We start from the raw sequence: 23,070 nt of genomic DNA, 5'->3' as shown, positions 1-23,070 counted from the left end.
TCTCGGGCAGCACCGTTAGCCTGACTATCGCACAAAGGTGTGTCGATTTTGCCAATCTCGGGTTAACAGCAGGTTAACCATGCGCTGTTCCCGAGCCCCAGAACTACTGAGGAGACCACCATGACTACACAGGTCGTAATTTTAGCTGCCGGTATGGGCAGCCGTTTGGGCCGCTCGCTTCCGAAGCCCCTGACTGAACTCAGTGATGGCCGCACCATCATGAAGCAGCAGTTCGACAACATCCACCACGCCTTCGGCAACAACGTCAAGGTCACGATCGTTGTCGGCTACAAGCTTGAGCACATCATCGAGGCATTCCCCGAGGCATCGTTCGTTTACAACGAGCAGTACGACCAGACCAACACGTCGAAGAGCCTCATGCGTGCACTTCAGGCATCCGCTCCTGGTGGAGTGCTCTGGATGAACGGCGACGTCGTCTTCGACCCCACCGCTCTCGAGCGTGCCGCAGCCATGGTTGCGCGCGATCAGTCATTCGTCAGCGTCAACACCGCGAAGGTATCTGACGAAGAGGTCAAGTACACGACCGACGCTGAGGGCTTCATCAAGGAACTCTCCAAGACCGTCAAGGGCGGACTGGGCGAGGCCGTGGGAATCAACTACATCTCGCGCGATGCCAAGGCAACCCTGCTGCGCCACCTCAAGAAGGTCGGCGACCAGGACTACTTCGAACGCGGCATCGAGCTCGCTATCGAAGAAGACAACCTCCTCATCGAGCCCATCGACATCTCAGACCTCTACGCCATTGAGGTTGACTTCGCCGAAGACCTCGAGCGCGCCAACCTCTTCGTCTAAGCACGCTTTTCGGCTCTCAGAGCCACACAGTTTCGTCCGTCCGGCACCGAGTGCCGGGCGGACGTTGCTGGTTAAACCCAAGAATCGCTCACTCTGCTGCGAATGAGTGCGGCAGTTTGTCGAATTGCCCGTTTACTATAGGGGCGTGGCGAACACAGCACTGGGCCGATCTGCATGGTCTCCCCTCACCCGATACCGCCGCACCCTCTGGTTGCTCACAATGCGCGACCTCCGCGTGCGGTATTCCACCTCAGCCCTCGGCTATGTGTGGTCCATCCTCGACCCCTTGGTCATGGCCGGCATTTACTGGTTCGTCTTCACTCAAGTTTTTGACCGCACCGTCGGCGAACAGCCCTATATTGTCTTTCTGCTCACGGCCCTGCTGCCCTGGATGTGGTTCAACGGCGCCGTTTCGGATGCCACGCGCGCCTATTTGCGTGAAGCCAAGCTCATCCGGTCCACCAAGATCCCCCGCACCATCTGGGTGGCGCGACTCGTGCTCTCGAAGGGGATCGAGTTCATCGCGAGCCTTCCCGTGCTCGCCATCTTCGCCATCGCCACCGGCGCTGTGTTGCACTGGGAAGCCGTCTACTTCGTGCTCGGCGTGCTGCTGCAGGCGATCCTGACCATCGGAGTGGGCCTCATCGTGGCGCCGCTTGTCGTGTTCTTCCGCGACCTTGAGCGGGCAACGAAGCTTGCGCTTCGCTTTCTGTTCTATGCCTCGCCGATCATTTATGGCATCCCCGACCTTGCGAAGCTCGGCCTTGACGGTCTCGCCGCCTTCAATCCGCTCGCCGGAATCTTCTCGCTCTACCGCGCCGCATTCTTTCCCGAACAACTCGATTGGTACGCGGTACTCATTGGTGGCTTGATGAGCCTGATTCTTGTGGGTGTCGGAGTCCTCGTCTTCACGCGCACCGAGCGTGCCGTGCTGAAGGAGATCTAATGACTGACGACTGTGTCATTCGGGTAGAGGATGCTGGCATCCGTTTCCGCCTCAACCGCCGCTCGCGCCGCAGCTTCAAAGACCTTTTTGCTGGCCGCAAACGCCGCGCGCGTGCCGATGAGTTTTGGGCTCTGCGTAACGTGAGCTTCGATGTGACCGCTGGTGAGGCCATCGGAGTGGTTGGCCGCAACGGTCAAGGCAAGTCCACGCTGCTCAAACTCGTGGCCGAGGTCATGCTCGCCGACGAAGGCACTGTTCACGTGGGCCAGGGCGTTGCCCCGCTCATCGAGATCACGGGTGGATTCGTTGACGACCTGAGCGTGCGCGACAACGTCTATCTCACGGCTGGTCTGCACGGTATGACCAAGAGCGAGATCAACGAGCGCTTTGACGAGATCATCGACTTTGCTGAGATCAAGCGCTTTATCGATACTCCCTACAAGCATCTTTCGAGCGGAATGCGCGTGCGCATCGCCTTCGCCGTGATCTCGCGCCTCGAAGAGCCCATCATTCTGGTGGATGAGGTTCTCGCTGTGGGCGATAAGGCCTTCCGAGAGAAGTGCTACCGCCGCATCGAGGAGCTGCTCAAGGGTGGCCGCACGCTGTTCTTCGTCTCGCACAACGAGCGAGACCTGCGGCGCTTCTGCACGCGCGGTCTCTACCTCGACAAGGGTGAACTCGTACTCGACGGACCGATCAACGATGTGCTCGCGCGCTACAACGAGGACTACGGCTCCCAGTAACGTCACGGTTGGCCAACGGCTGGCTAACTCCCGGGGTGCCGTCAGACACCTCCGCTACGGTTTAACCCATGGCATCCAGCGATATGAGCACTTCACACCCGATGGTGGTGCGCGGCATCGACCGCGTGCTCACGGTGCAGCGTCCCGTTGTGTTGGCGCACATCCGTAGCATCCGTCGCAGCAAACCTCAGGCCACTCCGGATGAGATCATCGCCGTTCTTGAGCGTCGGTATCTGGCTGCGGTCACGACCGGTGGCGCCCTCGTGGGCGCGAGCGCTGCGATCCCCGCCGTAGGCACAGGGGCATCCCTCGCCCTCTCCGGAGTGGAGACGGCAGGCTTTCTCGAGGCGAGTGCGCTCTTTGCTCAGTCCGTCACCGAGGTACACGGCATCGTCGTTGACGACCCCGACCGCGCCCGCGCTCTCGTCATGACAATGGTGCTGGGAGGTGCCGGCAGCGACCTCGTGAAGCAGCTTGCAGCCCAAGCCACGGGTACCGGCGCCGCTCGCTCCGCGTTCTGGGGCGAGACGCTGGCCAAGAACTTGCCCAGCACGCTGGTGGGTCCCATTGCCGACCGCCTCAAGCGCACCTTCCTCAAGCGATACGCTGCCGCGCAGGGCACCAACGTCGTTGGTCGTCTCATGCCGTTCGGCATCGGCGCGGTCATCGGTGGTGGCGGTAACAACATTCTCGGCCGTCAGATCATCCGCACTGCTCGTCAAGGGTTCGGCCCCGCCCCCGCGACGCTGCCGTCGTGGCTCGAGCCGGTCATCGCACTGCCCAAGGCAGCCAAAACGCCTCGGGTACGAGGCGAACGTAAGCGCCTCCCCGCGTTGCCCGCACTGCCGGCGCTACCCCACCGCCGCAAGAGCCGCGGCTGGGTTGAGCTCGAAACCCTCGCCGACCTCGAACAGCATTTGGATGCCGATCAATTGACGGCGATAGAGTCCGGAGGCGCTAGCGCAGCCGAGTCCACGCCCGAGCACGAGCAGGAGCACGAGCACGAGCACGAGCACGAGCCGACTCTGGACTCGGCGCCGGAGACCGAAGCTCCCCGCTAAGCAGGGCGCTTCGTCTTCGACGAACTACTCCGCGTTGGGGGACTCGTCGTCGTCATCCTCGAACGGGTCGACTTCGGTGACTTGACGGTCGCCGATGTGGATCTGCGCGTGACGGTGCCAGAGCGCCACGAGCGACTCCACGGCCTCGTGGAAGCGAGCGGTAGCCGCGCCTGGCGTCGTGTCACCGAAGTGACGCTCTGCCCAATAGCCCAAACGTTCGCGTGCTTCGGTGTCGAACTGCACTCGCTCAGCAATAGCAAGAATGTCTCCGGCCTGATCGGCGCGCAGCCATTCGCATGCACCAAGGTAGCCACCCTCATCGATCTCCGCATGCTCCGAAATCGGGCGCGTAACGATGAGAGGTTTACCGGTGGCGAGACGGTCGTAGACCATTGCCGAAACGTCAGTGATCGCGACATCCGCTGCCACTAACTGCCAGCCCATTTCTTTGCCGTCGTCGTAAATGTGCTGTACCGACGGGTCGGACTCATTTGCCTCGGCGATCGCCGCAATGATGTCGATGTTGGCGCGCTTGTACTCGGCGTTGACCACCCCGCTGCGCGGGTGCGGCCGGTAAATGAGACGGTGCTTGTCGCTGGCGAGAACGGCCTTGGCCAGAGCAACACCGTGACTCTCGACGGAACCGTAGGCAGCCGCATCCCGATCACCCTCCCAGGTGGGCGCATAGAGCACGACCGTGCGGTCATCCGGAGTGTAAGGAAGTTCGCCGGCGAAGTGATCGGCCTGGGGGCGCCCGATGGGGATCGCCTTCTTCTTGAGGTCGAAATCCCAGAGCTTGTAGCTCAGGCGGTCGAGCGCAGCATCCCCGGCCACGAAGCTGTAGTCATAGGCCTTGAACTGGTTGGTCGTCATGTACATCTTGTCGCTCTCACCGTGGTTGATGAAAACGTGCCACATGCGGCCGTAGCGGAACATCTGAAAGTTCTTGGCGTTCTGGTTGACGTAGAAAATGATCTTCAACGGCTGCTCAGCAACGAACTGCTCGAGCTCAGAAACGCGACGCAGGTAGACAGTGGGTACGGGCGCTTCGTCCCAGAGGGCAAGCACCGAGCTGGGCGAGCGCGCAATGATCGCCACCGGAAAGCGCTTCGACAGCTCGGCGAGGGGCGCGTACCACTGACGCATTTGGTACAGATTCACCTTTGTATCGGCGAAATAGACGGCGATACTCACCGAGCCGGGAACGGGCAGTGGATGCTCATCCATCAGCCCGGCAACGCGTCGCCGATTACGGCGGGAGCGCAACATCGTGCGCACCACCTTGCGTGCGGTCTTGATGTCCTTCAGTAGAGCCATGGTCACAATCAAATCACTGGAAGTATGGTGCGCTAGCTCCCCCGCCACACCGTTATCGAGCCGATGCTGATCCTTGAGCAGGAGTCTGAGCAGCGCTTTCGATAGTACTCGCCCCACATTCGCGGCAGATTACTGGGTAAGAGCCCTTAAAACCGCATGTTACTAGGGGTTAAGCAGGTACTGTTGACACAATGACCGATTCTGATTCAACCGCACCGTCTGAACCCACCGAGACCGCGATCACTTTCTCCGACCTCGCTCTCAGCGATGCGGTATTGAAAGCGGTCCGCGACATTGGCTACGAGACGCCTTCGGCTATCCAAGCAGCCACTATTCCTACTCTTCTGGAAGGGCGCGACGTAGTCGGCCTGGCCCAGACCGGCACGGGAAAGACCGCAGCCTTCGCGCTGCCGATTCTCTCGCGCCTCGATGTATCCCAGAGCAAGCCTCAAGCGCTCGTGCTCTCCCCCACCCGCGAACTCGCCCTGCAGGTGTGTGAGGCTTTCGAGAAGTACGCCACCCACATGCGTGGAGTGCACGTGCTCCCCGTCTATGGCGGACAAGCCTATGGCGTTCAGCTGTCGGCACTGCGCCGCGGCGTTCACGTTGTTGTCGGTACCCCCGGCCGCATCATGGACCACCTCGCCAAGGGCACCCTCGACCTCTCTGAGCTCAAGTACCTCGTTCTCGATGAGGCCGACGAAATGCTCAAGATGGGCTTCGCCGAAGACGTTGAAACGATCCTCGCCGACACCCCCGATGACAAGCAGGTTGCTCTCTTCTCCGCGACGATGCCGGCACAGATTCGCCGCATCTCCAAGAAGTACCTGAACAACGCTGAAGAGATCACGGTCAAGGCCAAGACGACTACGTCGGCCAACACCACTCAGCGCTACCTGATCGTTTCCTACCCGCAAAAGGTGGATGCCCTCACGCGCATCCTCGAAGTGGAAAACTTCGAAGGCATGATCATCTTCGTTCGCACGAAGAGCGAAACCGAGAACCTCGCCGAGAAGTTGCGTGCCCGCGGTTACTCCGCAGCCGCCATCAGCGGTGACGTGGCTCAGGCTCAGCGCGAGCGCACCGTCAACCAACTCAAGTCGGGCAAGCTCGACATCCTGGTAGCAACAGACGTTGCTGCTCGTGGACTCGACGTTGACCGCATCAGCCACGTCGTTAACTTCGATATCCCCGTTGACACCGAGTCGTACGTGCACCGCATTGGTCGCACGGGTCGCGCCGGTCGCAGCGGTTCGGCAATCAGCTTCGTCACTCCTCGCGAGCGTCGTCTGCTGACCGCCATCGAGAAGGCCACGCGCCAGCCGCTCACGCAAATGCAGCTTCCCTCGGTTGAAGACGTCAACTCCACGCGCCTCACGCGCTTCGACGACGCCATCACCGAAGCCCTCAACCAGCAGGCGCGCATCACTGCGTTCCGCGAGATCATCGGTCACTACGTCGAACACCACGACGTACCCGAGATGGATGTTGCTGCCGCTCTTGCCGTCGTGGCTCAGGGCGAGACTCCCCTGCTGCTCTCGGCTGAAGAAGAGCGCGCCCAGCGTTTCGCTGAGCGTGACGAGCGCAAGGCACGCACCGATCGCCCTGAGCGTGGTGGCGACCGCGGAGATCGTGGCGACCGCCCCGAGCGCCGCCCGCGTTCCACCAAGCCCATGGCGGCGTACCGTATCGAGGTTGGCAAGCGCCAACGCGTTGAGCCCCGCCAGATCGTTGGCGCACTCGCCAACGAGGGTGGTCTCAGCCGTGACGACTTCGGTCACATTCAGATTCGTCCAGACTTTTCGCTCGTCGAGTTGCCTGCCGACATGTCGAAAGACGTTCTCGAGCGCCTGCGCGACACTCGCATCAGCGGCAAGCTGATTGAGATCGCGCCGGACCGCAAGGCAAACGGCGGCGGCGCACGTTCCGCTGGCGACAAGTACCCGAGCCGTGACCGCTCGTTCGAGGGCGGCGCCCGCGCTAACCGCGAACGTGAAGCCTCACGCGGTTACAACAACCGTGACGGCGACCGCAGTGGCGGCGGTTACGCCGGTGGTCGCGAAGGCGGCGGCAGCTACGACGATCGCCCCAAGCGCAAACCTCGCTCCTAGAGCACGAACTAACGAAAGCGCGGTACTTCACTTCGGTGAGGTGCCGCGCTTTTGCGTGGGCGGTGCGGTGCGGTGGGCGGTGCGTCCTCGTAGGCGGAACCGTGCGTGGGCGGGCGGTGCGACGGACATGCCGATTGACGGATGCCGCGAGCGAAGCCTGTGTGGTGGTGGTGGTGGTTAGATCACGGGAGGGCGACCGGCACGCGCCATCCGCCCCACTGTTGCCCAGCCGATGCTGCGACGACCGCCGGGATTTTCGCGCCAGCCGGCGAACCAGCCGCCCCACCAGGCACGCATGCCCACGGGGTTCCTTGCCGAGCGCAGCACTTGGATGGCCGTCCAGCTGGCCACGTAGATGGGCACCAGTAGCACGGGCAGGTTGCGCTTAGCCAACCAGATGCGATTGCGTGCGTTGAGGCGGTAGTAGTAGCTGTGACGAGCGGGATCGATGGCGGGATGATTCGCCACGAGGTTTCCGGCGTACCAGGCCCTTTTACCGGCGCCCCATACGCGCCAAGCGAGCTCTATGCCCTCGTGAGCATAGAAGTACGGGTCGCCCCAGCCGCCGATGTCGTCGAAAAGCGGGCGCGGCATGAGAACGGCACCCTCCCAGACGGAGAAGACGTCGCTGGGGTGCGCGGAGTCGCCTTTGCGGATGCGTGGGATCCAGCGGCGCGGGTTCTCTTTACCCTCGGCGTCTTCGACGCGCGGCTGCAGGAGTCCGATGCTGGGGTCGGCCTGCATGATCGCGATCGCATCGCTGAGAAATGTCGGTGACGGGATGCTGGCATCGTCGTCGAGAAAGAAGATCCAGTCCCCTTGCACATGCTCCACTCCGCGATTGCGGCCCGCTGGAATGCCCAGGTTGGATTCGAGGTGAAGCCCGCGGACGCCATCCGGAAGCCCACTGGGCTGCCAGCCGTTGCCGACGACAATCACATCGAGTTCTACGCCTTGCTGTGCCTGCAGCGAGGCGAGGCCGCGCGCCAGATCGTCGGGGCGCTTGCCCTGGCTGAGCGAGACAACGCCAACGCGGTGGGTCATGAGCGAACGCGCTTGGAGGCCATGATGGCGACGAAGTGCCCGCCGAGTGCGAGGAGTGCCAGCGGAAGCAGAATGAGCAGCACCGTGCGTTCTGCCGCCATTGCGGGCACAAAGAGCGCAATGATGGCGGTGGCGAAGGCGATCATCGTGAGTTCAACCGAGTGGTACAGGCGGTGGAACGGCACGAAGCGGGCAAAGCGGCGTAGCTTGGCGACGAGGCTGTGGCTCGGCTCGGCCTCGCCCTTGCGGTCGCTGAGTTTCTCGAGGCCAGCGTTAGCGCGCGCGACGTGGACCATGTCGTTGAGCGCTTTGTTGAGCACGATGATGAGCGCGAGCGCGAACCCGGCCGTTGTCCAGGCGAAGTCTGCCGGGAAGTCGAGGGGCCAACCAGCGGCTCGGATGCCCAAGGCGATCGGGATGAGGGCTTCGGTGCTGTAGTGCCCCACTTTGTCGAGGAAGACACCGGCGGGTGAGCGAGTGTTGCGCCAGCGCGCGACTTCGCCATCGCTGCAGTCGACGAGCATCTGCATTTGGCCGAGGATCAGCGCGAGCGCAGCGCCGGTGAAACCGGGGATGAGGAGTGCTGCGGCGGTGAGCCAACCGGTGAGGATCATGAGCCCGGTGACGCCGTTGGCGCTGATGGACGTCTTGAGGAGCATCCAAGTCAGGTACGGAGAGAGGTCGCGCAGGTACAGCGACGCCGTCCAGTGCTCGGCGTTGGCGCGGAGTCGAACCTCGGGAGGTTGCGTTACTTCGCGCAGCTGAGCGATGGAGGTGGGGCGCGCAGCGGGCTGCGAGGGTGTGTGGGGGGACACGGTGTTACCTTCCCGTTTGCGCAGTTATATTTTTCGTGAGCTTCAGGAATCCGAGAATGAACCCACTGCCCCATCCGAAGTGGATGCACGGCAACACGATCAGATACCAAAGACCTGATCGTAACCCCTCCTGTGCAGTAGCAACAGCGGTTGCTGCAACGACGAAGAGGCCATAGACGGCGGGGGCCGCGTAGGCGATAGCTAGCCAGTTGATGCCGGTGACGCTACCGATAATGCCGAGGATGAGCCCGACGGCGGTTCCGAGCACTGCGAGTGGAGGCACGAAGTAGCGCAACGAGTTGGCGGTGCCGAAGCGTCGTGCGAGTTCACCGCGCCAAATTCCCGTAGCGACGAACTGACGGATGAGCTTGCGCAGGTTTGAGCGCGGGCGATAAACAACTTCGAGCTCGGGGGTGAACCACACGGTGCCGCCGGTGGCGCGAAGTCGCCGGTTGAGTTCCCAGTCTTGGCCGCGCTTGATGTCTTCGTCAAAGAGCCCAACCTCAACGAGTCGGTCGCGTTGAAAGACACCGAGGTAGGCGGTGTCGGCGGGGCCTTCGTCGCCTCCGGTGTGGTGTTGCGTGCCACCGAGGCCCTCGGGTGATCCGTAGGCATGGGCGACGGCGCGCTCAAACGGCGTGCGACCTTGCGCCTTCATGACGCCACCGACGTTGTCAGCTCCGGTGCGTTCGAGCGTTTCGACGGCGATGCGCGTGTAGTTGGTGGGCAGCACGGAGTGGGCGTCTACTCGAACCACGATGGGGTGAGTGGAGGCGCGGATGGCGGCATTGAGCCCGCCGGGAGTTGAGCCTAGTTCGTTGGGGATGTGACGGATGCGCGGGTCGAGTCGCGCCATTTCATCGATGATGGCGTTGGTGCCGTCAACGCTTGGCCCGAGCGCGAGCACGATTTCGAAGGGTCCTTCGTAGTCCTGCGCTGTGAGGCTGTCGACGGCTGCCTCGATGTGTTCAACTTCGTTGAGTACGGGCATCACGTACGACACACCAGTGAGGGCTTGAGCCTTCTTTGCCATGGGTTCCAATACGTAGGACTGGGTTGTCCGGTAGAGCTTATCGCGTTGCTTGCGATCAGCGGCGGTTACACACGTATGCGGCGTGCACGAGCTTTGAGGCCCGCGCACGCCGCATGCGTGGTTGGTTCGGTTACTGGAGTGAACCGAGGGTCACGTCGACGGTGTATCCCTTACCGTCTCGGACGTAGGTCAGGGGAACGCTTTCACCGGCCGAGTATGCCCGCACCTGGGCGGTGAGGTCGGTCTTGTTGGTGATGGGTAGTCCGTCGAAGCCGGTGACGATGTCGCCGATCTGGAGTCCGGCATCCGCTGCTGCTCCACCGTCGGAGATGCCGACGATGCTCGCGCCAACTACTTCGGCGTCGCTCTGGGCGGGGTCGTCGGTGACGTCAGCGACGGATGCTCCGAGGAGGCCGTGCGTTGCCGTTCCGGTTTCGAGGATCTCGTTAGCGACGCGGCTGGCCACGTTGGACGGGATTGCGAAGCCAACACCGATGCTGCCTTCGTTACCGCCCGAGGAAGCGATGGCCACGTTGATGCCGATAAGTTCTCCATCGGAGTTCAACAGTGCACCACCGGAGTTGCCGGGGTTGATAGCGGCGTCGGTTTGGATGACCGCGAGAGCAACGCTGGCTTGAGTGGCGGAGCTTTGGCCGTTGCCTTGACCGTTCTCTCCGAAGAGGTCGAAGTTCCACAGGTCGGGCGCTTCGCTGTCGTCGGGTGCGTCGGGGCTAATTTCGGGGTCTTCGGGGAGAGCCGACGATGCGATCGTGATGCTGCGGTTGAGTGCGCTCACGATTCCGCTGGTGACGGTGCCGGAGAGGCCGAGGGGCGCGCCGATTGCGACAGTGCTGTCACCGACGTTGAGCTCGCTGGAGTCCGCGATGTTGATGAACGGCATGTCGCTTGCGTCGTCGATGTTGATGACGGCAATGTCGGAGATCGGGTCGAACCCGACGACGGTTGCGGAGAGCAGTCGTCCGTCGGCGGTGGTGACGGTGACCTTGGGGTCGGCCACTTCACCGTCGAGGGTTACGACGTGGGCGTTGGTGATGACGTTGCCGTCTTCGCTGATGATGACGCCTGAGCCACTGCCGCCGCTGTTCTGGCCGGTCACGTTGATGGTGACGATGGCGGGGGCTGCTTTGGCTACGACGGAGGTGACGAGGGTGGCGTTACCGGGGTCGTTGACGGTGATGGATGCGGGGCTCGCGGTTCCGCTCACTGCTGACGTGGCTTGGTTGCCGACAGCCCAAAGCGCGACGCCGGCGCCGGAGGCTCCGCCGAGGAGAGCGACGATCGCGAAGCCAGCGACGAGACCGAGGGTGAGGCGAGGCTTTTTGGCCGGCGCGGCAGGTTCAGCGGGTGCTGCTGTTGCGGCGGCTCCGAAGGCTGCTCCGGGAGCGCTGGGAGCAGCGGTGGCGTGGTCGTGAGTTACCGCTTCGGCGTGCACCGTGGGGTTGGCGGCGTCGACGGGGGTGACTGCTGCCGCGACGGGCGCTTCGGCCGGTGCTTCAGCCGAGGCTGGCGGAGTTTCTGGGGTGATGGCGGTGTCTGCGGCGGGCGGGGTCTCGACCGGGGCAGCGTCTGTTGCGTCGGTGGAGGAAACGTGTGGGGGCGCGTCGTTGGCGCCGGTGGCAGTTTCTGCCGTGTTTGCTGCGGTGGGTGTGGCAGCGGGGGTTTCGGGGGTGCTGGGTGCGGTGCTGTTGTCGGGTGTGTTGTTGGCGGTGGGTTCTTCGGGGACCTCGGTCATGGTGTGCTCCTTTCAGCGGTGCTAGCCTCCACCGCGAACCTGTGCATTCTATTTAGTTCGCCTGTGGGCTGGCTGCGCGCTTGACCTGAGGATTTGGGGTGTTTGGGGCGGGACTCCCGGCTTTGTGCGGTTTTTGTGTTGGGCGGCGTTCAGGTTGGGTTTAGCAGCCGATGCCGGTGGGGTTTGCGTTGCAGTCTTGGTCGACGAGCACGGTGGTGGCGTGGCCTGCTGTGGCGGTGAGTGGCGGGGCGACGATGGTGAGGGTTCCGACGACGTTTTGCCAACTGCTTCCGGCTACCCGGAACTCGGCGGCGTAGGTGACGGCGAGGGTGATGGTGTATTCGCCGGGCTGATCGTAGATGTGGCTCGTGGGTGTCGCATCGAATTCTGCGATCTTGTATTTAGCCCAGGTGGTGCCAGCGTTGCCGAGGTTTGCGGTGGTGCCGTCGCCATAGTCCCAGTTGTAGCCAACGGGCGTGAATCGCACTTGGGCGGTGCCGCCGAAGAGGGTGCCGTCAACCACATGGGTGGATGCGTTGGCATAGAAGTTGGTGTCGAGGCCGACGATCATCCACTGGTTCGGTTGCATCGCTGCGGTCGGCGGTTGTGGGCGGAATGTGGCGATGTCTGAAATTGAGATGGGCCCCGCGGCGGCCACCTCAGCGGGCTCCGGCATCAAGCACGGAACACGCGGAATGATGCACCAGTTCTCGTCTTCGGTCTGCGCCTCGCCGCCGCTGACAGGGAGCGCTAGGCCGCCGCCGGATCCGCTATTACCTCCGGAAATGTCGCGCGAGCCACTCACCGAGACCGTGTCCGTATGAGGAGTCGCTGTTGTTCCTTCTCCAGTGCTGAGCCCGCCTTCGCCGCCACTCGCCGATACCACGCTAGCCGCCAAGAGGAGCACGAAAGCAGCGTGCATGCTGAGCGCCCCTAGCACTCCCGCTGCTCCCAGGGCTCACGACTCGAAAGCTTGAGCTGGCTATCTGCAGGGTCATAATCGAACGTCACGACCATAAAGATCCGCTCCAGTCTGTCGGCGAGTACAACTGAAGCACCGTTCGCGTCGAGCACATCGACGCCACTAACGTCATGGCAAACGTAGATCGACACAAGCTCGATATAGCCGCCGCCAGATGAATAACGTTGCAATTCAACGCCATCGAACGTTGCTTGGCCGGTACTACGTCGCTCTCCATCACGAAATGCGGCAAAGTCCGCGAGGTTCGTCTCGGTAAATTCACCCGTGACAATTGGCAGAATGCGTTCAGGTTCCCTACCGCCGTCTCGCAGAATTTCCGCAGACAACTGCACATACTCCGCATAGGCCGCTTCGGCCGCGGCGAGCGCCTCTTCGTCGGTCGCGTAGGGGGCAACGAAGGTTGCGGTGGGTTCGGGTGAGGTGATGGCATCGGAGGGCGTGCATCCGCTCAGTACAACTAAGAGGAGCACGCCAACCGAGGCGCGTACGAGGTTCGGTAGCCGCATACAACGACGCTAAACACCCGACACGGTTCAGGCCCTCAACTTTCCACAACCAGACGCGGCATCCGGCACCGCAAGTAGTTAGGCTTGGCGCACGATGACAGTCACCGGATCTTGGGAACGCGCCGCCAATGGCGCCATGCTGCTCGGCGCCGATGGGCAGCTGAGCCAAACAATCTTTGCCGAAATGTCGGCCCTCGCCGTCACCAGCGGCGCTATCAACCTGGGCCAGGGCTTTCCCGATGAAGACGGCCCCATTGAAGTGTTGGATGCCGCCCGCAAGGCCATCAGCGACGGCACCAACCAGTACCCGCCCGGCAACGGGCTCCCCGTGTTGCGCAACGCGATCGCCGAGCACCAGCAGCGGTTCTACGGCATCTACGTTGATCCCGACACCGAAGTGCTCGCGACCGCCGGAGCTACCGAAGCCCTCGCCGCGACGATTCTCGCCCTCACGAGCGAAGGCGACGAGGTCATCACCCTTGAGCCGTTCTACGACGCTTACGGGGCCATGATCAACTACGCGCGCGCCACCCATGTCACGGTGCCGCTGCGCTCCCCCAGCTTCCAGCCCGACCATGACGACATCCGGGCCGCCTTCAGCGGGCGCACTCGCCTCATCATCCTCAACAGTCCGCACAACCCCACCGGCAGTGTGCTCGATCGGGCGACGCTCGAACTAATCGTCGAGCTCGCCCACAAACACGACGCGCTCATCGTGACCGACGAAGTGTACGAACACATCACCTTTGGCCACGAACACATTCCTGTCGCGAGCCTTCCCGGGGCATTCGAGCGAACGATCAGCATCTCCAGCGGCGGCAAGACGTTCAACACCACCGGGTGGAAGATCGGCTGGATCACCGCACCCCAGCCCATCCTGCAGGCCATTATGGCCGTGAAGCAGTACCTCACCTACGTGAATGGTGCACCGCTACAAGTAGGCATTGCGACCGGACTCGGGCTGCCCGATAGCTACTTCACCGACCTTGCCAGCGGCCTCGCCCGCAAACGCGACACCCTCGGCGCCGGGCTGCGCAGTGCAGGTTTCGACGTCACCACGCCTCAGGCCGGCTACTTCATCATTGCGGATGCCGCACCACTGGGAGTCACGGACGCTGCAGATTTCTGCCGCATCCTTCCCGAGATCAGCGGAGTCGTCGGAATCCCCGTAACTGCATTCGTGCATCCGGCAAACCACGGCGACTACAACACGCTCATCCGCTTCGCCTACTGCAAGAAGCCCGACGTACTCGATCGTGCCGCAGCTCAGCTTTCGGGGATGAAGCTGCGCAACTAGCGAGCGACGGTCAAGATTTCTGCACCATCGTCGGTGATCGCGATCGTGTGCTCGCTGTGGGCAGTGCGGCAACCGGTAGCGCTACGCAAAGTCCAACCATCGGCATCCGTCACGAGTTCGTCAGTGTCGGCCATCACCCATGGCTCGAGCGCCAGGAGCATTCCTGCGCGAAGCGGGAAGCCCCGACCTGGTCGCCCATCGTTGGCAACGTGAGGATCCTGATGCATCGTGGAGCCGATGCCGTGACCGCCGAACTCCATGTTGATGGGATACCCGGCCTCGCTCAGTACCGCACCGATAGCGTGTGAAATATCGCCGATGCGATTGCCCGGTCGCGCAACGGCAATGCCCTCAACTAGAGCCCGCTGCGTGACATCGATCAATGCGAAGCTCTCGGCGGCCTGCGACTCCCCGACCACGAAACTGATCGCCGAGTCTGCCGCGACGCCGTCGAGAATGACCGCAAGGTCAAGAGTGAGAAGGTCACCCTCCGCGAGCGCATAGTCGTGGGGCAGCCCATGAAGTACTGCGTCGTTCACGGCCGTGCAGATGTAGTGCCCGAACGGACCGCGCCCAAACGACGGGGCGTAGTCGACGTAGCACGAGGTGGCCCCGACCTCCAGGATCATCGACTGAGCCCAACGGTCAATTTCGAGCAGATTGGTGCCGACCTTCGCTCGACCTTTCAACGTCTGCAAGATCTGGGCGACCAGAGCCCCTGTCTCCCGCGCACGAAGCAATTCTCCGGGGCTAAGAATTTCGATCATTGAAGCCTCCACACCAGAACATTTCGAATAACTATACCGGCCATATTATCCCGGTATAGAATCGGCGCATGGTCCGATTGCCGCTCTCCCCCTCTGAAGTCGACCGCGGAAAACGCCTCGGTATGGCGCTCAGGCGCGGTCGAGGCGCACGATCGATCCTCGACACCGCTCTTGCCGCCGGCATCTCACCGGAAACACTGCGCAAGATCGAGACGGGACGCATCGCGACCCCAGCATTCCCCACCATCGCGGCCGTCGCCGACGCTATTGGGCTTTCTCTGGATGAGGTCTGGGCCGAAGTTCGGGAGCCGGAACAGCGGCGCTCGGCCTAACGCTCCTCGAGCGGGTGCACTCCATAGCGACGTAACGATAGCGCCGGGTTGGTCGCCCGCACCTCGTCAAGGCGAGCGTGCTCGATGTGAGCGACAGCGACATCCGTGCGCTCCCCAATCGTCACGAGCTCCACCCCCATCGGGTCGACGACCATGCTGTTGCCGACACCGATCGGCGGGGCGTGGTCAGCCGCCGCCACAAAGACGGTGTTCTCGATCGCCCGCGCCGTGAGCAGCGTGCGCCAGTGGTACTCCTTGAGCGGACCACGCACCCACTCGGCTGGCACCACAATGAGGTTGGCCCCGGCATCCACCAACCGGCGTGACACCTCCGGAAAACGGATGTCGTAGCAAGTCTGCAAACCGACGGTGAAGCCCTCCCACGCGAAGGTCTGCGGCGCCGCAATCGACCCGGGAATGACCCAGTCGGATTCACGCTGACCGAACGCGTCGTAGAGGTGCTGTTTGCTGTAAGTCGCGACGATCGCACCGGTGGGAGCAATCGCGACGAGGGTGTTCCAGAAGCGGTTATCTTCCTCACTCGACTGCAACATTCCCGCAGCGACATGAATCCGCAAGCGCTGGGCGAGCGAGGTCAACGCCTGCACGAAAGGGCCGTCGAGGGGCTCGGCGGCGGTGACCCAGTCTTCGCCCATCGTGGCGGTGAAGTACGACGAGTACTCCGGAAAGATCACAAAACTCGCGCCACGCTCAACGGCGCGCTCAGCGAGCTCGGTGATCTGCGCGATGTTCTCATCGCGATCATGGCCAGGAACGAACTGGGCAACGGCGATAGTCGAAGCGGGAGTCATAAGGCCAGCCTACGACCCCGCTTCTCCACTGCCCAGAGACAACGGTGTGAATACGGCTACGCGCCGCCCTCCGCAATCTGCTTGCGATACGGCAGCAGCGCGGCCTTCATGCCAATTCCGAGTACGCCTACGAGACGGCCCTCGCGGTAGTAACCCACGGCAGCCTGGTCGCTGAGGTCTCCCTCAAGCACGCGGATGTCGTCATCCGACACCAAGCCCAACAGACCGTAGGCCTGCAGTTTGATCTCGAACTGGTTCGACCAGAACGACGGCATCGGAGCGAAAGGCTTCGCCACCACATCGGCGAAGGATCCGTCGTCGGCGAGGTGCGCTGCGAGCACGGCGCCCGCACGCTTGCCGGTGTCGGTGGGGATGTTCCAGTGCTCGATTCGACGGGCAACGTTATCGAACATGGGGTTCGGGAAGCGAGCGATATCGCCCACAACGTAGACGTCATCGAGAGCACGACCGTCGGTCGTGACAGCGCGCATCGCGTTGTCAGCGAGCACTCCGTCCGCGACGTCGAGGTTCGTTCCCTCAAGCCACTCGATGTTGCAGTGCGAGCCAACAGACTCAATCACGACATCGGCCTCAATAACGCGGCCATCGCTCAGCTCAACAGACTCGACCGCAGCCTCGCCGTTGATCGCCGCAACAGTCACACCGGAGAAAATCTCTACGCCCTCATCGGTGAGTCGACGACGCATTTCCTTCGCGACGAGGTCACCCAACGGACGCATCATGGGCTCGGCACTCGGCGTCACAATGGTGACTTCGCAGCCGAGCTTGCGAGCGGTGGCGCTCAGTTCACAGCCTAAGAAGCCTGAGCCGACGACCACAACGCGCGCACCCTCGGTGAGTTCGGCGCGCAGAGCCATCGCGTCATCCAGCGAACGGACAACGTGACGCCCGGCAATCGGGGCAAAATCCAAGCGGCGAGCGCGCAGGCCCGTCGCGATAACCAGGGCACGCCACTCCTGCACAGACCCATCGTCGGTGGTGAGAGTGTGCGCATCGAGATCGACCGCAGTTGCCCGCACCCCGAGCATCCATTCGACGTCGCCCATTTCGGCACGCGACGGGAACGCCACAGCCTCGTGGGTTACATCGCTGGCCAACACCTCTTTAGAGAGGGGTGGACGGTTATAAGGCGCGTGAAGTTCTTCACCAACCACGCGGATAGCGCCGGTGTAGCCCGAACGGCGAAGAGACTCCGCCGCGCGCAGCCCACCCATCGCCGCACCGACAATAACGACCGGTGCGGCGGGGTTAGCCTCAGACACTATTCGACGATTCGGATGGCCTGCATCGGGCATACATCAACAGCGGCTTCGATGTTGTCGCGCTCCGAGTCGGGCGCTTCGGCCACGTACTCGAGCTTGTCGTCATCGTTGAGCTTGAAGTTGTCGGGTGCCTCAAACACACACTGGCCATAGTGCTGGCACTGGTTCATGTCGACTTCGATTTTGATCATCGCTTTTCCTCAATCTTCGATGGGTAGAGATCCTTCGACGGGGTCCGAATTCCTCGGAACTCCCAGTCGCCACCCATTGCCGTCGACATTACCTCTTCAGACTCTGTGGGCTGTGCCCCCACGTCGGTGCGGATCGCAGTCGGACCCGTAACGATACGGTTCGTCAGCTTGCCCAGACCTTCAACTTCGACCTCAACAACGTCGCCAGGCTGAACCGGACGCGAGAACGCGGGCGTTCCCGAGAACAGCATGTCGCCGGGGCTCAACGTGATCGTGCGAGCAATATCGGCCACGAGGTAGTTCATGTCCCACTCCATGTTGTCGGTGTTGTCGTCTTGCTTGACTTCACCGTTGACGATGGTGCGCAACTGCTTGCCGCGGAAATCCCAATCCGTCACGAGGCCGGGGCCAACAGGAGCGAGCGTGTCGCTGCCCTTGACGCGAAGCATGGAACCGGCATCCGTGTCGCGGAAATCGTGCAGACCGTAGTCGTTACCGATCGAGTAGCCGGCGATGTAGTCGCTGGCCTGGTCGGGCGAAACATTGCGGCACGTGCGGCCGATCACGATGACGATCTCACCCTCGAAGTTCAACCACTTGCAGCCCTCGGGCCGCACAACATCCCCCTTGTGAGTGTTGAGCGCGGTGACCGGCTTCTGAAAGTAAGTCGGCGCAGCGGGCAGCTTTGTCATGAACTCTTCGGTGCGGCTGGCGTAGTTCAAGTGCACGGCGATGATCTTGCTCGGCTCGGTCGGCGGCAGGTGAATTGCCTCGTCGACTCCCACCTCTCGGCCATCACCGGCGACGAGAACGTCACCGTGACGCGTTACCTGCGTCGGGTATCCATCAAGAAGTACTCTGCGGAACTCAGTCACGAGAAAGGACCACATCCTTTGCTGCCGGGAAGCCACCTTCGGGCTTCGGGAACCATACGTGCACCTGACCGGTGCCGATCGAATTTTCGTACTCGCTGTACATCACGCCGGGGGCGGTGCAGGCTTCTTCGCCGATCGCACCCGCGGTCATGAGCCAGTGGCCAAACATGGCCTCGGGGCGCACCTTCTGGAACGCGGGCATGGTCTCCAGCACCTGAGCGTGGTCGCCGGCCTTGAACCAGTCGAGACGTTCGTAGTCTGCCTCGCGGGCAGCATCCGAGAAAATGTGGGCCGGATCAGCCATCTCGTGCTTGCGCAGATCGCGCAGCTTGTAGAACGTGTGCGAGAGCGCACCAGAAGCGAGGAGGATGACGCGGCGATCACTCTTGGCAATCGCTTCGCCAATGGCACGACCCGCCCGAAGGAAGTCCTCATCGGTCGCGGTCTGGCAGATGGAAACGCTGACCCACTTCTTGTCAGGAAGACCCTTGCCGAGGTACTCCCACAGGTTGATCGTGGCGTACATGATCGGCAGGTACTCGTCGTCGATCGGGGTGATCCAGGTACCGTTCTTTTCGGCCTGCTCCCCCATGAGTTTCGCGAGCTCGGGGTCGCCGATGAAGTCGTACGGCACCCCGCTCATTCCGCGGGGCAGTTCTTCTGACGTGAACTTGCCGTGGCGACGCTCGTGCGCCGTGACGACGAATTCAACCGTGGTCGCCCAGTGGCTGTCGAGCACGACAACAGTGTCGTAGTCGTCATTCTCGAAGTAGTCCTTGCGGAGTCGTTCGAGGCCTTCAACGAGCGTTGAGTCCTTGCCCTCATTGAGCTCCATACGGATCTCTTTGGGCAACATGATTGTAGGTACGTGGGCGATCAGCCCAGCGCCAACTACTTCTCCCATGACTATTCCTTCCATCCGTTCGGTGAAACCACCGTGTTCTTTACATCTGCGTAGAAATCAAACGACCACGTGCCACCCTCGCGACCAACACCCGACTTCTTGGAACCGCCGAAAGGTGCCCGCAAGTCACGCACGAAGAAGCAGTTGACCCAGATCGTGCCGGCGACGAGCTGCTTGGCGATAACGTCAGCGTGCTCGCGGTTGCCCGAGACGAGAATGGCGGCGAGGCCAAACTCGGTGCCGTTCGCCATGGCGACGAGTTCGTCATCCGTTGTGAAGGTCTGCATCGTGAGCACCGGCCCGAAGACCTCCTGGGTGACGATTTCGCTGTCGACCTCGGGGTTCTTGACGAGAGTCGGCGAGAAGTAGAGCCCACCAAGCTCTGCGTTCGGCTCGCCACCGAAAACGATGTTGGCTCCGCCGTCTTTCGCGCGATCAACAAATCCCTTGATGCGTTCGAAGTGCACGCGGTGAACCTGCGGCCCGATGTCGGTCTCGATGTCGCGAGGGTCGCCTTGGCGCAGGGTCGCAACCTTGGCTTTGAAGGCTTCGGCAAAGGCATCCGCAATGTTCTCGTGAACGAGGATGCGGGTACCGGAGAGGCAGACCTGGCCAGCGTTGTCGTACTGCTCGACCGCGAGAGTTGCGGCGAGCTCGAGGTCGGCGTCTTCCATGACGATGCACGGGCTCTTGCCCCCGAGTTCGAAGCTGCAGGGGGTGAGGTTGTCGGCGGCGGCACGAGCGATCGACTTGGCCGTCGGCACCGAACCGGTGAACGAGATGCGGCTGAGGTCGGGGTGAGCAACGAGCGAAGCGCCCGCTTCTTTGCCGTAACCCTGCACAACGTTGAAGACACCGGCAGGAAGGCCCGCTTCAGCGGTGATGTCGGCGAAGAGGGATGCCGTGAGCGGCGTCCACTCGGCCGGCTTGAGCACGACCGTGTCGCCCGCGGCGAGCGCCGGAGCGATCTTCCAGGTGGCGAGCATGAGCGGCGCGTTCCACGGCGTGATGAGAGCGGCGACTCCCGAGGGGTCCCACGAGACGTGGTTGTTGTGGCCGCGAGTTTCGAAGTCCGGATGCCCGAGGTCGTTCACGAGATAGTCGGCGAAGAACCGGAAGTTGTGGGCCACTCGCGGCATCACGCCGCGCAGGTGGCTGCGCAGGAGCGCGCCGTTGTCCATCGTCTCAACGTTGGCGAGCTCGGAGACGCGCTCTTCAACGAGGTCGGCGATCTTGTGCATGATGGCTGCACGGTCTTTCGGGCTCGTGGCAGCCCATCCGGGGAATGCTGCACGAGCGGCAGCGACAGCCATGTCGACTTCGCGCTGACCGCCGCGGGAGATTTCTCCGAGGGGGCTGGCGTCGATCGGTGACGTGTTGGTGAACGTCTCGTCTGAGGCGACGCGTTCTCCATTGATGAAGTGCCGCGTATCGACGGTCACTCCGGCTACTTTAACGTTGGTCATAGTTGTCCCGTCTCGAATCGCTCGCCGTTAAGTCATTCGGATGCTAATGACTTACCTTAGCGAGTGATTAGACCCCAAACAAGCATTGAGGACAACAGACCACTAAAAAATGTGAATTACCTAGGGCTTGGGCTCAACGCCGGCCGTGATGAGGCGCAGCATCTCAGCCAGCTCCTCGCGGCGTTCGGGATCAACCGGGCCCGTCACTGCCTGCTCTTGCAGGTTGAAGGCCGGGAACAACTCGGTCATGAGTTCGCGACCACGATCGGTGAGCTTCACAACAACAAGACGACCATCAGTATCGCTGCGCTCGCGCGTCAACCAACCGCGGCGTTCGAGCGTCGTGAGCACTCCCGTGAGAGTGGCTTTAGAGAATCCGCCCTCGAGTGCAATTTGACGAGTTTCGATGGGCTCCCAGATCCACGTAACCCACAACACCACGAATGCCGTCCACGACAGGTTGTGCTCTGAGAGCACGGTGCGCTCGAAATGGTTACGCACGGCGTTAGCGGCACGAAACAGATTCGACGCAACAGCCATCGCGGAGTAGTCGAGCGGCAGGCCGCCGACTCTCGCCTGCACCTGGCGCTCGGTTTCAGTCAGTGTGTGTGGTCCGGCCACGGAGGGTCCCCTCGCTCGCATTTAGCTGCGGTTACTCTATCTAACCCCTGCCACCCAGAAAGATTTGACGCGAATACTCGCGGAAACTTGTTCGGGTACCGTATTGTTTGTATCCAAACAACCCACGGAGGATTGAGTTGACTTCAATGGCGAACGTCACCCTGGCAGACCTAGATCTGTTCGAAAATGGCACACCCTGGAACGTGTTCGACAAGCTTCGGGCAGAGGCTCCGGTGCACTGGTCAGAGGAACCAGCGCCCAACCACGGCTTTTGGTCGCTCACCCGCTACCACGACATCGTGTCCGTACTCCGGGACACCGAAACCTTCTCCAGCGAGCGCGGTACGGTCAACCTCGAAGAGCTCGATGACGAGCAAATTGAAGCCCGCAAGTCGATGCTCGAAACCGACGGTGTTCGTCACCGCGCGCTTCGCCGCCTCATGCAGGGCGAGTTCACTCCCCGCGCAGTCGCCGGCTACGAAACCTTCCTCCGCGGCCTCACCGCCAGCACCCTCGATGCCGCCTTTGCGAACCCTGAGTTCGAGTTCGTCGATCAAGTGGCTGCCGACTTCCCGATCCGTGTTCTCGCCAAGATGCTCGACGTGCCTGACACCGACATTTACAAACTGATCGACTGGGGCAACCGGATGATCGGAAACGACGATCCGGAACACGCTGACGTACTGGCAAGCTCCGCCGAGAGTGAAGAGTTTCGCCTTCTGCCCTTCCGCTCACCTGCTGCGAGAGAGGTTTTCGAGTACGGCAACGACCTCGCCAACCAGCGTCGCGGCAAGGATGGCAACGACCTCGTGTCTCGCCTCGTCAACCAGACGCCGATGGACGGCCAAGAGCTCAGCGAGCGCGACTTCAACAGTTACTTCCTGCTACTCGTCGTTGCCGGCAACGAAACCACGCGCCACACCATTACGCACTCCATGAACTACCTCATGGACAACCCCGACCAGATGGCACTCCTGCAGGAGAAGCCTGAGCTCATCCCGTGGGCTGTTGAAGAGTTCCTACGCATGGCCAGCCCGGTTTACCACTTCCGTCGCACCGCGACGAAGGACACCGAGATCAATGGTCAGGCCATCAAGGAAGGCCAGAAGGTTGTCACGTGGTTCGCCGCCGGAAACCGTGACCCCGAGATCTTCGACAACCCCTACCAGATGGATGTCACCCGCAACCCGAACGAGCACATGGCGTTCGGTCGCGGTGGCCCGCACATGTGTCTTGGAAACTCACTGGCCCGTCTCGAAATCCGTATCATGTTCGAGAACCTGTTGCCCCGAATCTCGGGAATGACGAAGCTCAGTGAACCTGACCGTCTGCGCAGCAATTTCGTCAACGGAATCAAACGACTCCCGGTACGCGTCGAATTAGCAAAGTAGGCACATG

General features: G+C 62.1%; 23 protein-coding genes. 8 read left to right on the top strand and 15 right to left on the bottom strand.

What is annotated here, in order from left to right; all coding sequences use genetic code 11:
• Positions 1–120 precede the first annotated feature (120 nt).
• The 4 genes from CLV85_RS11820 (at position 121) to CLV85_RS11805 (ending at position 3,563) form a co-directional block, all read left to right on the top strand.
• Positions 121–813 carry a phosphocholine cytidylyltransferase family protein gene (locus CLV85_RS11820; RefSeq protein ID WP_100389811.1) on the top strand — a complete coding sequence of 231 codons (693 nt, stop codon included), beginning with the start codon at positions 121–123 and terminating at the stop codon, positions 811–813.
• Positions 814–958: 145 nt separating this feature from the next.
• Entirely contained in the window at positions 959–1,759 is an 801-nt protein-coding gene (locus CLV85_RS11815) for an ABC transporter permease (protein WP_189621942.1), read from the top strand.
• A complete protein-coding gene (locus tag CLV85_RS11810; RefSeq protein WP_100389810.1) occupies positions 1,759–2,502 on the top strand; it encodes an ABC transporter ATP-binding protein in 744 nt (247 codons plus the stop codon). Before CLV85_RS11815 ends, CLV85_RS11810 begins: the two co-directional genes overlap by 1 nt.
• Positions 2,503–2,570: 68 nt before the next feature.
• Positions 2,571–3,563 carry a hypothetical protein gene (locus tag CLV85_RS11805; protein WP_205030381.1) on the top strand — a complete coding sequence of 331 codons (993 nt, stop codon included), beginning with the start codon at positions 2,571–2,573 and terminating at the stop codon, positions 3,561–3,563.
• 24 nt (positions 3,564–3,587) lie between these two features.
• Here CLV85_RS11805 and CLV85_RS11800 read toward each other — a convergent pair whose 3' ends face one another.
• Positions 3,588–4,880 carry a CDP-glycerol glycerophosphotransferase family protein gene (locus CLV85_RS11800; protein ID WP_100389809.1) on the bottom strand — a complete coding sequence of 431 codons (1,293 nt, stop codon included), beginning with the start codon at positions 4,878–4,880 and terminating at the stop codon, positions 3,588–3,590.
• A gap of 191 nt (positions 4,881–5,071) precedes the next feature.
• Here CLV85_RS11800 and CLV85_RS11795 point away from each other — a divergent pair, with 191 nt between their 5' ends.
• Positions 5,072–6,991 carry a DEAD/DEAH box helicase gene (locus tag CLV85_RS11795; protein WP_100389808.1) on the top strand — a complete coding sequence of 640 codons (1,920 nt, stop codon included), beginning with the start codon at positions 5,072–5,074 and terminating at the stop codon, positions 6,989–6,991.
• Between the two features lie 177 nt (positions 6,992–7,168).
• Here CLV85_RS11795 and CLV85_RS11790 read toward each other — a convergent pair whose 3' ends face one another.
• The 6 genes from CLV85_RS11790 to CLV85_RS11765 all read right to left on the bottom strand — a co-directional run bounded on the left by CLV85_RS11790 (position 7,169) and on the right by CLV85_RS11765 (position 13,124).
• Positions 7,169–8,035, bottom strand: a complete 867-nt coding sequence (locus tag CLV85_RS11790; RefSeq protein WP_100389807.1) for a glycosyltransferase family 2 protein — start codon at positions 8,033–8,035, stop codon at positions 7,169–7,171.
• Positions 8,032–8,850, bottom strand: a complete 819-nt coding sequence (locus CLV85_RS11785) for a CDP-alcohol phosphatidyltransferase family protein (RefSeq protein WP_100389806.1) — start codon at positions 8,848–8,850, stop codon at positions 8,032–8,034. Before CLV85_RS11785 ends, CLV85_RS11790 begins: the two co-directional genes overlap by 4 nt.
• Before the next feature lie 4 nt (positions 8,851–8,854).
• A complete protein-coding gene (locus CLV85_RS11780) occupies positions 8,855–9,883 on the bottom strand; it encodes a glycosyltransferase family 2 protein (protein WP_100389805.1) in 1,029 nt (342 codons plus the stop codon).
• Positions 9,884–10,013: 130 nt separating this feature from the next.
• Positions 10,014–11,636, bottom strand: coding sequence for a S1C family serine protease (locus CLV85_RS11775; RefSeq protein WP_205030380.1), 1,623 nt, complete (start codon positions 11,634–11,636; stop codon positions 10,014–10,016).
• 160 nt (positions 11,637–11,796) lie between these two features.
• On the bottom strand, positions 11,797–12,558 hold the full coding sequence (locus CLV85_RS13540) for a PKD domain-containing protein (protein WP_229820589.1): 762 nt from the start codon (positions 12,556–12,558) through the stop codon (positions 11,797–11,799).
• Between the two features lie 11 nt (positions 12,559–12,569).
• Positions 12,570–13,124 (bottom strand): hypothetical protein, encoded by a 555-nt coding sequence (locus tag CLV85_RS11765; RefSeq protein WP_100389804.1) that lies wholly within the window; start codon positions 13,122–13,124, stop codon positions 12,570–12,572.
• Between the two features lie 94 nt (positions 13,125–13,218).
• On the opposite strand from CLV85_RS11765, the gene CLV85_RS11760 reads away from it, so the two are divergent.
• Positions 13,219–14,421, top strand: coding sequence for an aminotransferase class I/II-fold pyridoxal phosphate-dependent enzyme (locus CLV85_RS11760; RefSeq protein ID WP_100389803.1), 1,203 nt, complete (start codon positions 13,219–13,221; stop codon positions 14,419–14,421).
• On the opposite strand, the gene map is transcribed toward CLV85_RS11760, so the two are convergent.
• A complete protein-coding gene (gene map / locus CLV85_RS11755) occupies positions 14,418–15,188 on the bottom strand; it encodes a type I methionyl aminopeptidase (RefSeq protein WP_100389802.1) in 771 nt (256 codons plus the stop codon). The two genes, CLV85_RS11760 and map, sit on opposite strands and share 4 nt — an antisense overlap.
• A gap of 68 nt (positions 15,189–15,256) precedes the next feature.
• Between map and CLV85_RS11750 the strand changes: the two genes are divergently transcribed.
• Positions 15,257–15,520 (top strand): helix-turn-helix domain-containing protein, encoded by a 264-nt coding sequence (locus CLV85_RS11750; RefSeq protein ID WP_100389801.1) that lies wholly within the window; start codon positions 15,257–15,259, stop codon positions 15,518–15,520.
• On the opposite strand, the gene CLV85_RS11745 is transcribed toward CLV85_RS11750, so the two are convergent.
• The 7 genes from CLV85_RS11745 to CLV85_RS11715 all read right to left on the bottom strand — a co-directional run bounded on the left by CLV85_RS11745 (position 15,517) and on the right by CLV85_RS11715 (position 21,672).
• Positions 15,517–16,332 carry a carbon-nitrogen hydrolase family protein gene (locus CLV85_RS11745; RefSeq protein WP_100389800.1) on the bottom strand — a complete coding sequence of 272 codons (816 nt, stop codon included), beginning with the start codon at positions 16,330–16,332 and terminating at the stop codon, positions 15,517–15,519. The genes CLV85_RS11750 and CLV85_RS11745 overlap by 4 nt on opposite strands.
• A 56-nt stretch (positions 16,333–16,388) precedes the next feature.
• Positions 16,389–17,615 carry an NAD(P)/FAD-dependent oxidoreductase gene (locus CLV85_RS11740; protein WP_100389799.1) on the bottom strand — a complete coding sequence of 409 codons (1,227 nt, stop codon included), beginning with the start codon at positions 17,613–17,615 and terminating at the stop codon, positions 16,389–16,391.
• The gene (locus CLV85_RS11735) at positions 17,615–17,806 is read right to left on the bottom strand and encodes a ferredoxin (protein WP_009774276.1); all 192 of its coding nucleotides are present in this window, start codon (positions 17,804–17,806) and stop codon (positions 17,615–17,617) included. The genes CLV85_RS11740 and CLV85_RS11735 overlap by 1 nt, the downstream gene beginning before the upstream one ends.
• Positions 17,803–18,681 carry a fumarylacetoacetate hydrolase family protein gene (locus CLV85_RS11730; RefSeq protein WP_100389798.1) on the bottom strand — a complete coding sequence of 293 codons (879 nt, stop codon included), beginning with the start codon at positions 18,679–18,681 and terminating at the stop codon, positions 17,803–17,805. Before CLV85_RS11730 ends, CLV85_RS11735 begins: the two co-directional genes overlap by 4 nt.
• Entirely contained in the window at positions 18,674–19,585 is a 912-nt protein-coding gene (locus CLV85_RS11725) for a DODA-type extradiol aromatic ring-opening family dioxygenase (protein WP_100389797.1), read from the bottom strand. Before CLV85_RS11725 ends, CLV85_RS11730 begins: the two co-directional genes overlap by 8 nt.
• A 2-nt stretch (positions 19,586–19,587) precedes the next feature.
• On the bottom strand, positions 19,588–21,051 hold the full coding sequence (locus CLV85_RS11720; protein WP_100389796.1) for an aldehyde dehydrogenase: 1,464 nt from the start codon (positions 21,049–21,051) through the stop codon (positions 19,588–19,590).
• Between the two features lie 120 nt (positions 21,052–21,171).
• Positions 21,172–21,672 (bottom strand): MarR family winged helix-turn-helix transcriptional regulator, encoded by a 501-nt coding sequence (locus CLV85_RS11715; RefSeq protein ID WP_100389795.1) that lies wholly within the window; start codon positions 21,670–21,672, stop codon positions 21,172–21,174.
• 146 nt (positions 21,673–21,818) lie between these two features.
• Between CLV85_RS11715 and CLV85_RS11710 the strand changes: the two genes are divergently transcribed.
• Positions 21,819–23,063, top strand: coding sequence for a cytochrome P450 (locus CLV85_RS11710; RefSeq protein WP_100389794.1), 1,245 nt, complete (start codon positions 21,819–21,821; stop codon positions 23,061–23,063).
• The last annotated feature ends 7 nt before the right edge of the window (positions 23,064–23,070 follow it).

The organism is Salinibacterium amurskyense (assembly GCF_002797685.1).
GTDB classification, from domain to species: domain Bacteria; phylum Actinomycetota; class Actinomycetes; order Actinomycetales; family Microbacteriaceae; genus Rhodoglobus; species Rhodoglobus amurskyensis.
Note: the sequence above shows the minus strand (reverse complement) of the source record. Positions and strands in the feature narration are given on the sequence as shown.